The following is a 13,672-nucleotide window of genomic DNA, read 5'->3' on the forward strand; positions in this document are numbered from 1 at the left end:
ATATGCAAATTGGCACTCATTTTAACTTACATTTTTAATGTTTGTGATAGTTAACGGAACCCGTTACCATCATGATCGCCTTTTTTAAGTGAATAATTAGTTTCCCTGTTTGTTTAATAATTGGAGCAAATAGTAAAAGCCATACTTGACGGTTCTAGTTCGGATTCCTTGGCGGGAACCTGCTAATTGTAACGGAAATACCTTTGTAGGCTGATCTAAATAGGAAATCCCAATATACACTGTTCCCACAGGTTTTCCTTCCGATTCACTTGGCCCCGCTACCCCTGTAAAACTTATCCCAATATCAGAATTTAAGAGCTTTTTCACGTTCTCAGCAAGCTCTTGTGCTGCCTGACTACTTACAGCACCAACCGTATCGAGTGTTTCCTTCTTAACATGTAGAACTTGTTCCTTCACTTCATTTGTATAACAAACAACTCCTCCCTTCACAATCGCGGAAGAACCTGCCAGATTCGTTAGTTCTTCAGCGAATAAGCCACCTGTTAAGCTCTCAGCACTCGCAATCGTTAGCTTAGCAGCTTTTAGTCTATCCATGAGTTCATTGACTAGTGAAGTCGAGTTATAACCATATAAAAACTTACCNTAGTGAAGTCGAGTTATAACCATATAAAAACTTACCAACTCTCTTTAAGATCTGAGCTTCGGTATCATCTAATAGTTTATTTGCAACATCGGCTGAGCTATGTTTTGCAGTTAAACGAAGTGTAACCTCCCCGTCACTTGCTAAAGGAGCAATCGTCGGGTTTGTTTGATTATCGATTAAATCCTCGATTTCGGTTTCAAGCTGGGATTCCCCAATTCCAAAGAATCGTAACACTCTTGATTCGATCCGTTCAACAACACCTAACGATTTTAATAAGAAGGGGGCACCGTATGACAAGAACATTGGATTAAGCTCTTTAGGTGGACCTGGGAAAAGCATATATGTAATCTCATCAACCTCAAGCCCCATCCCAGGCGCCATCCCATTATCATTGGGGAGGATTTCAGACCCTTCAAGGACAAGTGCCTGCTTTTTATTATTCTCAGTCATATGGCGATTTGTTTTCTTAAAGAAATCTTCAATACTATGTAAGGCCGTTTCATCAAATACAAGCTTTTTTCCTACTATCCCTGCAATCGTCTCTTTAGTTAAATCATCCTTTGTTGGCCCCAATCCACCGGTAAAAATGATTAAATTAGAACGAGATTGTGAGATTTTAATCGCGTCCTCTAAACGGTCAGAATTATCACCAACAACTGTATGGTAGTAAACATTAATACCAAGCTCCGCAAGCTGTTTAGAAAGAAATTGTGCATTCGTATTTGCAATTTGACCCAAAAGGAGTTCAGAGCCTACAGCAATTATTTCAGCATTCATATAAGAACCTCTCCGTCCTATTTGGAGTTTGCAAAAACCCCTTTATTTTTCGCAAAGTAATCCCAACCGGAAACTACGGTAAATATAACTGCAATCCAAAGTGCAATCATATCAAATGGGATTGAAAGATATTCAAACGGCCAGTTATGTAATAATAAGGCAGATACTGCTACAACCTGAGCCCACATTTTAATTTTCCCAAGCATTTTTGCAGCTGCTACCTCCCCGCCTTCAGCCAATAAGAGACGTAAGCCAGTAACGGCGAACTCCCTGCTTATGATAATAATAACCATCCAAGCAGGTGCAAGACCGAACTGAATTAAACTAACTAATGCTGCACAAACAAGTAGCTTGTCTGCAAGAGGGTCCAAAAACTTCCCAAGGTTCGTTACTAAATTATGCTTTCTTGCCAAATGACCGTCAATCCAGTCTGTACAAGAAGCTACAATAAAAATAATCGCACCGACTAAATGGGAAACGGGAATGGACATTGAGCCAATTGAAACATCGCCCCATCCAAACGGAACAAACATGATAATTAAAAATAGTGGAATTAAACAAATTCTTGCCACAGTAATCTTATTTGGTAAATTCAAAATTCATACCTCCAACATTTACTAAATATCTATTATAGTGATAATACCACTTATACGAAATAAAAAGCCATCATAATGATGACTTTTTGTTATTCGGCGGTTCCTGGTGTAAATTTAATCGTGAAAATCTGTTGAACAACTTCTCCCGGATTAAATGGATATTGAAATGGTTCACCATTAATTTCAATTACAAGATCTGATGACCTTCCAATATTAAAATTGATTTCTGATTGGTTAGACAGGTCCACTTCTTCTGATTGTCCATCCGCAATGTTTTTCCAGACAAATCTTTCATTTTGTCTATTTGTTACAGCCACCCACGCTTGCCCGCCTGCCGAAGCTGTAAGTTTAACCTTAAATGAATCGGTATTTTTCAACTCATAGGTTGCGGTACTCGTGCCTTTTTCGATTTCAACTAACTCCTGAGCAGGAGTCTCTTCTACGGATTCCTCTTCTTTGGCAGGAGCATTTTCTGTTTCACCTGCTACCTGTTCCTCATCGTTCGGTTCCTCTTTTTGTTCTGCTTGAACAGGAGGTGGCTCATCTGATTCTTCATATTGGGTTTCCTGACTCTCGGGTTGTTTGTTCGGTTCTTTGGCAACATCCTTATTTGATACAAACCAGTAAATCGTCATCGCACCACCGAGAAGGAAAAGAGCCAAAATAATGATTGGTACTTTATCTATAATTTTCGAACTTGTCGTAGAAATTTGTCTTCTCGATTGCACTCTTGAAATTTGTTCAGGAATTTCGTCATTATATGTACCTGGAATTTCCGACTTAAATTCCTCAAATAAATCCTCAGGATTTAGTCCGACGGCTTCCGCATATTGCTTAATGAATGCTCGGACGTAGAATTTACCAGGCATTACAGAATAATTTCCCTCTTCAATGCCAACCAAATACCTTTTTTGAATTTTGGTCATTTGTTGCAGATCATCTAAGCTTAGTTCCTTTTGTTCTCTTGCTTCTTTTAAACGAGAACCTAATTCAGTCATTTTTGTCACCTACCAATTCTTGGTATACCTATTGTATTGGCGTATTCGCGTTCATTATACTAGCATTTATCCTTTTCAGTAAAGGGTTTCTTCACTCTTTACGAAAAAATTAAAAATCAAACCCTGAAAAATCAGAGCTAGAAAACTGTTGATATTCAATATCGTATGTAATTATCTCTTCAGGATCATTTCTAAGCTCAATGATATAATCGAAATCATTTAATGTATATTCAGTATGACGTACAAACATATCAGGATGCTCCACTAATTTAACAGCAGGAAGTCTCATGATCTCCCTCACTAGCTGCAAATGTCTTTCAGTTGCTCGCTTAGTCGAGACAATTCCATCGATAATAAAGAGATTATCGACATTGTATTCATCATGAACTAACTCATTCCTCATTGTTTGTTTTAATAAAGTAGAAGAGACAAACAACCACTTTTTATGCGCACAAACACTTGCAGCAACGACTGATTCGGTTTTACCTACTCTTGGCATTCCTCGAATCCCAATTAGCTTATGGCCCTCTTGCTTAAACAGCTCTGCCATAAAATCAACAAGAAGCCCTAATTCATCGCGAGTAAACCGAAATGTTTTTTTATCATCTGCATCGCGTTGTATATATCGGCCATGTCTTACCGCAAGCTTGTCACGAAGCTTCGGTTCTCTAAGCTTTTTCACGGTTATCGTATCCATTGTATGTAAAATTGATTCAAGTCTTTCAATTTGCTCATTACTATCACTTAATAACAGCATTCCCCTTCTACGATCGTCTACACCATTTATTGTAACAATATTTATTGAAAGCATTCCTAGTAATGAAGAAATATCTCCAAGAAGTCCTGGGCGATTTTTTGCTATTTCGTATTCTAAATACCACTCTTTTTTCTCCAAATTTCCCAGCCCCTTACTTGGTGGTTATAATTTCCAATTGCAAAATAATGCATTATTTACATTATAAACTAATCAATACACATTTTATAGAGGGCTAGAAAAAAAAGAACAGTTTTGGATAAATAAAAAAGAGAGGAAAATCCATCCTCTCTCGTTTTTAAAACAAACATTCTCTAACCTTGGACAAGCTTTACCATTACATTAGCAATTGCTTGTTGCTCTTCTTCAGAAGCAACATTCCATAGGTCTCGTAATACTTTTTCTTGAGCATTTTTTGGCTCTACTTCACTTGCAAGGTAATCACCTAATTGATGAGCCATATCACCGATTACATTTTGATCCATTCCTTCAGTTTTAGCATGCTGCAAGCGATCACCTAAAAAATTTTTCCAATCCTCAAAATTGTCTAGTACTGACATAAGTGACCCTCCTTATTAAGTTATTACAATGTTAGTTTGTCGATTGTTAACTTATTTATTCCTAAAATATTTAAGCTAAGTAAAGTTAACAATACCAACCACCATTAACAGACAACACTTGTCCCGTAATATAAGAGGCTTTGTTCGAAAGTAAAAAAGCTACTGCATTTGCAACCTCAACTGGCTGTCCAATTCTCCCCATTGGAATATCTTCACTTATGCCTTCAATATCTTCTTGGGTAAATTCCTTAAGCATATTAGTATTAATCGCACCTGGAGCAACAGCGTTAACCCTTACGCCGCTAAGAGCAACTTCTTTTGCTAAAGCTTTAACAAATGAAAGTTGCCCGCCCTTAACCATTGAATAAAGGACCTCACAGGAAGCACCAGTAATTCCCCAAATCGAGGAAATAACGATGATATTTCCACTTTTTTTTGTAATCATCGTTGGAAGAAGCTCCTTTGTTAACATATACGGTGTGGTCACGTGAAGTTGCACCATTTTTTCAACAGTCTTTTGATCAAAATCTGTCATCAGACCATACTCACTCTTACCAGAGTTATGGATGATTGCATCAATTGGATGATGAATTTGATTTAGTACTTGCTCTACACCAGTCGGATGACTTAAATCTGCCTTAATTAGATATGTTTCAACACCTTTAAGAGCCAATTCTTCTGCTACCTTTTTTATAGCTGGTTCGTTTTTATGGTAATGAAGGAATATTGAATACCCTTGAGTCGCAATTTCTTTAGCAATGGCGCTTCCGATCCCTCCGCTCGCACCTGTTACTAACGCATATTTTTTCATTCTAATTTCCCCTTAAAAAAAGCATCCTTTCACAAGAGGATGCTTTTTTGTGTTAACTCTTTTTCGGTACTACCTGGCACTCTGTCATTCGAATTTCATCAAAAAATTCGTTTACAGTGTTTTTTATATCGTCTACCGTTAAACTTTCCAACATTGGCACAACATCAAATAAATTCATATCATTAAATGCATACCTAGTAAATTGGTTTGCGATATAATCAGGTGAGTTTAGTGAGCGTAAAAAAGCACCAATCTTTTTCTTTTTCACTCGTTCCAATTCTTCTGAAGTAATGCCTTGTTTTTTACTCGAAAGCATAATCGATCGTACTTTTGATGATAACTGATCGGGATTAGATGTATCACCACCAACAACAGCGAACCCAAACCCCTGTTCTTCCGTATAATCATACGTAAATGTTTCATCAATTAAGCCCTCGTCATACAATTCCTGATAATGCTTTGAGCTTTTTCCAAATAACCAATCCAGGATGATCGTTATCGATAATTCCTGTTTCAATAATTCGTCGCTTTTTCGAGATGGATTTAGAGCTTTTACACCCACCATACATTTCGAGGATTGAACATTCATTTCTAGAACTTTCTTTTTTTCATTAACTTCAATAGGTTCATCTTCAAAATGGCGTTTGATTTCTGTCTGATTGTGATAATCCTTTTGTGCTTGGTTCGAGCGAATTTGCTCCATTATTTTTTTAGGATCAATTGGACCCACAACAAACAATATCATATTGCTCGGATGATAGAAGGTTTCAAAGCATTCATAAAGCATATCCTTCGTTATTTTAGCAATGGAATCAATCGTTCCTGCGATGTCAATTCGTACAGGATGATTTTTATACATATTTTCAATGACACCAAAATACAATCTCCAATCAGGATTGTCATCGTACATTGTGATCTCTTGACCAATAATTCCTTTTTCTTTTTCCACGGTTTTTTCTGTAAAATAAGGACTTTGAACAAAGTCAATTAATGTCTTAAGATTTAATTCAACATTGGAGGTACTTGAAAAAAGATAAGCAGTCCTTGTAAATGAAGTGAATGCGTTTGCTGATGCACCCTGTTTACTAAAATCTTGGAATACGTCGCCATCTTCTTTCTCAAATAGCTTATGCTCTAGAAAATGAGCAATCCCATCGGGGACATGAACGAAATCATCTTTCCCCAATGGCACAAATTGATTATCCACCGAACCGTAATTGGTTGTGAAAGTAGCATATGTTTTATTAAATCCTTTTTTTGGTAGGATATAGACGTTTAGGCCATTTTCAAGCTTTTCATGAAACAGATCCTCTTGAAGTTGATCAAATGTAATTTTTTCCATTACCTGCCGCCCTCCAATCCTGTAAGAAAGTAGATTGTATCGAGTTGAATTTTCTTAGCAACCTTGACTACTTCGTCCTTTGTTACTGTTTCGATGCCAGAAATCCAATCTTCGAGTTTTCTCGATTTTGAAGAAACTACATTATGATACAAGACCTCTGCTATTCCCCGAGATGTATCAATTGTTTCAAGGAGTTGATTTCGTATCACAGCTTTTGTTTGATCCATGATATCATCTGTAAAATCACCATCAGCCATTGCTTGCATTTGTTCCTTTATGATCGTGACAGCGCGGTCATAATTAGCATCATCAATACCAGACATCACCATTAATAAGCCTTTGTGACTTTCTACCCTTGATGCGGCATAATAGGCCAGACTTTCCTTTTCACGTACATTTATAAACAACTTCGAATGTGAAAAACCACCGAATATCCCATTAAACACTTGAAGAGCATCATAATCAGGATCACTATAAGTTGTATGTGTCCGGTAGCCAATATTAAGCTTTCCTTGTTTAACATCTTGTTTTTCAATGACTTTATTCTCTTTGACTATCTGTTTTGAGTGCGTTTCAGTTTTAGGATGCTTATTCCTCTCAGAAAACACAAAAGCTGAAGAAACCGCTTCCTTTACCTTTTCAGGTTCAATGTTACCGATAATATAGAGGTCAATCTCGTCTTCGGTAATTACTTTTTGATAATAGTTATATAAAGATTCAGTTGTGATGCTATCAATGTCTTCAATTCTTCCGTTTACGTGGAGGTGATAAGGTTCATCCTTACACATTTCCTCAACTAACCGTAAATTCGAATACCTCATTTTATCATCGTTAACTGCTTGAATACGCTGTTTTTGACTACGTTTCTCTTTTTCCACGATTACACTCTTAAAAGCGCCATTTTCGGTGACGGGTGAGAGCACAATTTCCTTTAACAATGCAATGGCTTTATCTAATAAGGGTGTTTGGTCTTTTAAGAAGAGCTCATTTGCAATTTCAACGAAAAATGTGATAATGTGATTTTCGCCTTTTTTTGCTAAGTCCACATATAATGAAGCTCCATATAATTCATCTAAATAAGAACGTAAACTTGTTGTTGAGGGATAGCTAGGTGTTTCACTTTGCAGGACATATGGGAGTAATGCCCTTTGTGTTACATACTCCTCCTGAAGCGGGGCTTTCATTCTAAGAACAATGGTATTCGTTTTAAATTTATCAGTTTTAATCGTATGGAGCGTCAGACCATTTAATTTATGCTCAGTTTCATCCAATAAAAACATCTAATCATAGCCTCCTTGTTTGGTCATAGCAAAACCTTATATGGCTATTTTCAACCAAAACCTTTTAATTAATCTTAAAATCACTATAACCTCAAATTAGCAATAATTTCAAGTTTTGGACGATAAATTTTCATATTAAAAAAGGAATGGCGCAATTGCCATTCCTTTTAAATAATCTTATCGTTTTCCTGAATCAAATGGTTCCCCAGCTGCTTTTGGTGCTTGGGAAGATTTAGAGAAAATAACCAATGCAAGTAAAGTAACCACATAAGGGAATATCTTTAAAAGAATTGGCGGGACAACTGCAAGCTCCGGGATAACCTGTGAAACGTTGGCAACTGTACTTGCAAAGCCAAAGAACAGGGAAGCTCCTAAAATTCCAAGTGGCTTCCATTGTCCGAAGATTAATGAAGCAAGTGCCAAGAAACCTAAACCAGAAACGTTTCCAGTGAATTCACCTGCATATGTCACAATAATAAGTGCTCCACCTAAACCTGAAAATGCGCCAGAAAGCATAACGCCGAGGTAGCGTATTTTTCTAACATTTACTCCTGCCGCCTCTGCCGCTTGAGGGAATTCGCCGCAAGAACGTAGACGAAGCCCTGTTTTTGTTTTAAATAAAACAAATGCACTTATTAAAAGAACAAGTAAGATAAACCATGTCGTTGGATATGTTTTTGTGAAAAACAGATCTCCAATAACCGGAATAGAAGAAAGCCCGGGAATATCAAACGGTGCAAAACCACTTGTAATACGAATATTTCCGCTACCAGTAATGTTTCTTGCTAAGAATACCGTTAGCGCGCCAGCAATCATATTAATAGCAGTACCACTAATAATTTGGTCTGCGTTTAAATTAATACTAGCAAATGCATGTAATAAGGAGAATATGATGCCTACAACTACAGCAGCGAGCAAACCTATCCATAATACTAAGTTATGATTTGGTAATACACCTTGAAGATAATAAATCGTTAGTGCTCCTGCGAAAGCTCCAAAAATCATCAGACCGTCTAAACCGATATTAACAACACCACTTCGTTCACTAAATAATCCTCCAAGTGCTGTAATAAGAAGGGGCATTGTAAATACGATTGCATATGGAAAAATCTGTTCAATTATAGCCCACATATTACGCTTCCTCCTTTTTTACAGCATTACCTTTTGAATTATTTCGACGTTTCATAAACTTATTCAATAAACGTTCGATCAAAATACTTGTAGCAGCGAAATAAATGATAATCGCAATAATTGTGTTTGCAATTTCCGGTGGTATTTCTGTCATCGCATTCATAAAACCCGTTCCGGAATAGAGGATTCCAAAGAATATAGCTGCAAAGAATACTCCAATAGGATTGTTTGCCCCTAATAAAGCAACGGCTATACCGTCAAATCCTTGTGAAGGAAGGATCCCGATTTGCATACTAGTTGCATTTCCAGTATACATAGCAACTCCGGCAAGACCCGCTAAACCACCTGAAATCAGCATTGATAAGACAATATTGGAATTAACTTTCATCCCGGCGTATTCAGCTGCATGTCGGTTAAACCCAACTGCTTTTAATTCAAAACCTAACGTTGTTTTATTAATGATAAAACCAACAATGATAACCGCAATAATACCTAGAAATAAGCCAAGGTTGATATAGGAGCCTTGAAACATTTCGGTTAAAAATGGTACTCGTAGTGTTGCTTCATCAGATAATTTTCTTGATTCAGTCTCAAGAAATTCTCCTTTAAAATATCCAGGAACAACATAATATACAGTCCAATAGGCAACCCAGTTCATCATGATAGTTGAAACAACCTCATGCACATTAAATCTTGCTTTTAGCAATCCTGGGATAAACGCCCAAAGTGCTCCACCAAGAAATCCTATTATAATCATTACGAGTAACAGGATTGGTCTTGACAAGTCAAATGTTAAACCAACAGCGGTCGCTAGAAGCCCCCCAATTAGCATCTGACCTGAAGCCCCGATATTAAATAAACCTGTACGGAAAGCAAAAGCAACCGATAAACCAGTAAAGATTAATGGTGATGCAGTAGCTAATGTATCCCCAATTCTAGAAATGTTTTTCAAACCACCTTGGAACAGGTAGGTATATCCTTCGAAAGGATTGCTCCCAATAAAGAGCATTAATATTCCACCAGCAATTAAACCAAAAAGTACTGCAATTAAAGAAACGATTGTGGTTCTCATACACTTCTCTCCTTACCTACACCCGCCATCATAAGGCCAACCTCATTTTCATTTGTTTCAGAGGCATTCACAACCCCGATAAGTTCCCCATTGTTGACGATGGCAATACGATCGGATAACTGCAATACCTCATCTAATTCAAGTGAGATTAAAAGTACTGCTTTTCCCTTATCTCGGTGCTCGATCAATCGTTTATGAATATATTCAATAGACCCAACATCAAGTCCACGAGTTGGTTGAACAGCAATTAGCAAATCTGGGTCCAATTCAAGTTCGCGTCCAATAATCGCTTTTTGTTGGTTTCCACCAGATAGAGTTCTTGCTATCGAAACCTCTCCTTCTCCCGAACGCACATCAAAGTTTTCTAAGATTTTCTTAGCATATTCTTTCATGACATTAAATTTTAATAGCCCATGCTTCGAAAATGGTGATTTATTATAAACCTCAAGCACCATATTGGATTGTAGTGTGTAATCTAAAACAAGACCACGTTTTTGTCTATCTTCAGGAATGTGAGCAATTCCTTTATCGATTCTTTTACGTACAGGCAGAGTAGTGATATCCTCTCCGTTTAACAGGATTTTACCCGATTCCGCCTTACGCAGACCTGTAATCGCTTCCACCAGCTCAGATTGTCCATTTCCTTCAACACCTGCTATTCCGACAATTTCTCCTTTTTGTACGGTTAGAGAAAAGTTCTTTAATCCTAAAACTTTCCGGTTGTTTTTTACAGAAAGTGAATCTATTTCTAATACCACTTCACCTGGTTTACTTTCTTCTTTATCTACATTAAAGGAAACATGTCGACCAACCATCATCTCCGCTAAACTTGCTTCACTTGATTCAGCCACATTCACTGTTCCTATGTATTTACCACGACGAATAACTGTACAGCGATCTGCAACAGCTTTTATTTCCTTCAATTTATGTGTGATAATGATGATGGATTTTCCTTCTTTGATTAAATTACGCATAATTTTCATTAATTCATCGATTTCACTTGGAGTTAACACAGCTGTGGGTTCATCAAAAATAAGCACATCAGCTTCACGGAAAAGCATTTTCATAATTTCAACCCGCTGCTGCATTCCAACAGAAATGTCTTCTATTTTTGCATGAGGATCCACATTAAGTCCGTAATACTTCGACAATTCTTCAATCCGTTTTGCGGCACTATTAATATCAAGGACAATCCCATTCTTCTTTGGTTCGCTTCCTAAAATTATATTTTCAGTAACCGTAAAATTATCAACTAGTTTAAAGTGCTGATGCACCATTCCAATACCAAGACGGTTTGCCACATTAGGGTTGGTGATATGCACTTGTTCCCCATTTACTTTAATAATTCCTTGCTCTGGTTGATACATACCAAATAAAACGCCCATCAACGTGGACTTTCCTGCTCCATTTTCACCAAGTAAAGCGTGTATCTCTCCCTTTTCTAAAGTAAGAGTGATATTATCATTTGCTACAATACCAGGAAATTCCTTCCTGATATTCAACATTTCTACAACATATTCCATAGTAGCACTCACCTTTTTTCTAGACTCAAATCCTTATTATTAGGAGTCCCCTATCCACAACTAAAAATGTAGAAAGATATATTACTTTATTATTGAGGTTATATACAAAAGAGACGGATGAAAACCGTCTCTTTTTCAACTCAACTTACTTAATTAAATCACCTTGTTCACTGGAGACTTTAATTTCACCAGATTTAATCTTTTCAAAAACTTCTTTAACTTTGTTAACTGTTTCATCGCTTAAGTTAGGGTTTTCCTCTGGAATACCTACACCATCATTCTTTACATCATATGTTAAAGATTTTCCACCAGGGAATTCTCCATCAAGCTCTTGCTCGATTAATTCTTGAGTAGCGTGAGCAAGTTTTTTCATTGCAGAAGTTAACGTAACTGATTTATCACCTTCATAAATTCCTTCAGCATATTGGTCTACGTCTACCCCAACCATCCAAACTTCTTCTCCTGCCTTAGCACGGTTTTTAGCCTCAGTAAAAGCACCTACACCTACACCACCAGCAGCAGGGAAAATTACGTTCACACCTCGGTCAAACATTTGCGCAGCAATTTGCCCACCAGCAGCTGAATTGTCAAATGAACCTTGATACACAACGTTGTCTGCTTTTATTGTTACATTTGTTCCAAAATTTTCATTCGCATAAGCTAAACCTTGTTGGAAGCCCCAGTTAAACTTTTGTACAGCTGGAATTTCCATTCCGCCGATGAATCCTGCTTCACCTTCTTGTAACTCAAGCGCAGTAGCCACAGCAGCTAAGAAACCTGATTCATGTTCAGCAAAGAAAACAGCAACTGAGTTGTCTGCGATAGCTGGAACAAAGTCACCCTTGTGTGGGTTACCATCTAGAATAACAAACTTCGCATCTTCATATTTTGATTGTGCTTGGAAAATTGCTGTTTCAAATTTAAACCCTGGTGCTACGATGAATTTATAGCCTGCATCGTAAAGGTTACCTATTTCTTTTAAGTATTCCGCTTCAGTAGTACCAGCGGGCTTAAGATATTTTGTTTGAATGCCAAGCTCTTCTTCAGCAGCTTTGATTCCTTCCCATGTACCTTGGTTAAATGATTTATCATCAATTGTACCTGCGTCAGTAACCATACCTACCTTTATGTCAGCACCTTTACCATTACCTTCGCCTTTACCTTCTTCGTCTGCGCTTCCACATGCACCTAGCAATGTTCCAGCTGCAAGAAGAAATGCAAGACCCAAACCAGCTTTCTTTTTAAACATAAAATAACCCCCTAAAAATTTTTAATTAAAACAAATCCATACCTTAAATATCTGTTAGTAACGGACTACTTATTCACCTCCTTAAAGTGTTTATATTTTTCAAACTTTATAATACACGTTTCCGAACAACATGGAAGGAAAATTTGTCAGCTCTAAAATAATTTTGTGAAAATAATACAGGTTGATCATTTTCATCATAATGCATTTGTTTTAATAGCAATAGGGCCGTTTCCGGTTCACAATTTAAAATGGGAGAAATAGTCTCATGATACCCAATAGGCTCTATATGGGTAACAGCGTATGTAATTTTTCTTCCCGCTTTATTTTCCAATAATTCAAAGAGGGATTCTTCATGGGAATAGCTAGAAGGTAAGTCTTTACTAAGTATTTTATCAGTACAATATACAACAGGCTCACCGTTTGCTGTACGGACCCGTTCAATTACTGTTATTTCTTCATTTTCTAAACAACTAAACCCTTTTATATCACCGTCGGTTGGTCCTTTAATTGTTTTCGATAAAAAAATTGTCCCGGGTGACATTCCAGCTTGAATAATCATATCTGTAATGCTGCTTATTTGTTCAATTCCAGAATTAAAAAGTGGTTTTGCATTAACAAAGGTTCCAACACCATGTCTTCGAATAATGACATTCTCTTCTTCAAGAATTCGTAATGCTTCTCTTAAAGTTGCTCTGCTAACACCTAATTGCTTTGCTAGGAGAAATTCCGATGGTAGTTTTTCCTTTTCCTTGTAGACTCCATTGTCTATATCAAGTCTGATTTGATCTATTACCTGCAAATACAATGGCCGATTATCCAACTTGATAGTCATCTGCTGTTCCTCCAGTTTATGTATAGTCATCAGACCTCTGATGTTAGACCGATATTAATCCGACAATAACTATATCATTTTTTCAAAAATAAATAAATAATAATTGCGCAATTTGTCGAAAAAAAGAAGGGTATCCGCCCTTC

12 protein-coding genes and 1 pseudogene are annotated in these 13,672 nt (G+C 37.1%); all 13 read right to left on the reverse strand.

Annotated elements, in window-relative coordinates:
• Positions 1-96: 96 nt before the first annotated feature.
• Positions 97-1,381, reverse strand: a pseudogene (locus tag LKW28_RS22405) (competence/damage-inducible protein A).
• 17 nt (positions 1,382-1,398) lie between these two features.
• Entirely contained in the window at positions 1,399-1,977 is a 579-nt protein-coding gene (gene pgsA, locus LKW28_RS22410; RefSeq protein ID WP_229142631.1) for a CDP-diacylglycerol--glycerol-3-phosphate 3-phosphatidyltransferase, read from the reverse strand.
• An 89-nt stretch (positions 1,978-2,066) separates the two neighbouring features.
• Positions 2,067-2,975: a RodZ domain-containing protein gene (locus tag LKW28_RS22415; RefSeq protein WP_229142632.1), complete on the reverse strand. Its 909-nt coding sequence runs from the start codon at positions 2,973-2,975 to the stop codon at positions 2,067-2,069.
• Between the two features lie 109 nt (positions 2,976-3,084).
• Complete coding sequence (locus LKW28_RS22420; protein ID WP_229142633.1) at positions 3,085-3,870, reverse strand: YmfK family protein; 786 nt, start codon at positions 3,868-3,870, stop codon at positions 3,085-3,087.
• 173 nt (positions 3,871-4,043) lie between these two features.
• Positions 4,044-4,289, reverse strand: coding sequence for a DUF3243 domain-containing protein (locus LKW28_RS22425; protein WP_229142634.1), 246 nt, complete (start codon positions 4,287-4,289; stop codon positions 4,044-4,046).
• 85 nt (positions 4,290-4,374) lie between these two features.
• The gene (gene ymfI, locus LKW28_RS22430) at positions 4,375-5,100 is read right to left on the reverse strand and encodes an elongation factor P 5-aminopentanone reductase (protein WP_229142635.1); all 726 of its coding nucleotides are present in this window, start codon (positions 5,098-5,100) and stop codon (positions 4,375-4,377) included.
• Between the two features lie 52 nt (positions 5,101-5,152).
• Positions 5,153-6,442, reverse strand: coding sequence for an EF-P 5-aminopentanol modification-associated protein YfmH (gene yfmH / locus LKW28_RS22435; protein WP_229142636.1), 1,290 nt, complete (start codon positions 6,440-6,442; stop codon positions 5,153-5,155).
• Entirely contained in the window at positions 6,442-7,722 is a 1,281-nt protein-coding gene (gene yfmF / locus LKW28_RS22440) for an EF-P 5-aminopentanol modification-associated protein YfmF (RefSeq protein ID WP_229142637.1), read from the reverse strand. Before yfmF ends, yfmH begins: the two co-directional genes overlap by 1 nt.
• Before the next feature lie 177 nt (positions 7,723-7,899).
• Complete coding sequence (locus LKW28_RS22445) at positions 7,900-8,853, reverse strand: ABC transporter permease (RefSeq protein WP_229142638.1); 954 nt, start codon at positions 8,851-8,853, stop codon at positions 7,900-7,902.
• A gap of 1 nt (position 8,854) precedes the next feature.
• On the reverse strand, positions 8,855-9,925 hold the full coding sequence (locus tag LKW28_RS22450; protein ID WP_229142639.1) for an ABC transporter permease: 1,071 nt from the start codon (positions 9,923-9,925) through the stop codon (positions 8,855-8,857).
• Positions 9,922-11,448, reverse strand: a complete 1,527-nt coding sequence (locus LKW28_RS22455) for an ABC transporter ATP-binding protein (RefSeq protein ID WP_229142640.1) — start codon at positions 11,446-11,448, stop codon at positions 9,922-9,924. Before LKW28_RS22455 ends, LKW28_RS22450 begins: the two co-directional genes overlap by 4 nt.
• A 145-nt stretch (positions 11,449-11,593) precedes the next feature.
• On the reverse strand, positions 11,594-12,697 hold the full coding sequence (locus LKW28_RS22460) for a BMP family lipoprotein (RefSeq protein WP_229142641.1): 1,104 nt from the start codon (positions 12,695-12,697) through the stop codon (positions 11,594-11,596).
• Between the two features lie 106 nt (positions 12,698-12,803).
• The gene (locus tag LKW28_RS22465) at positions 12,804-13,529 is read right to left on the reverse strand and encodes a GntR family transcriptional regulator (RefSeq protein ID WP_229142642.1); all 726 of its coding nucleotides are present in this window, start codon (positions 13,527-13,529) and stop codon (positions 12,804-12,806) included.
• Positions 13,530-13,672 lie beyond the last annotated feature (143 nt).

This window comes from Bacillus sp. REN16 (genome assembly GCF_020731355.1).
In the GTDB taxonomy this organism is placed as follows: domain Bacteria; phylum Bacillota; class Bacilli; order Bacillales; family Bacillaceae_L; genus Ferdinandcohnia.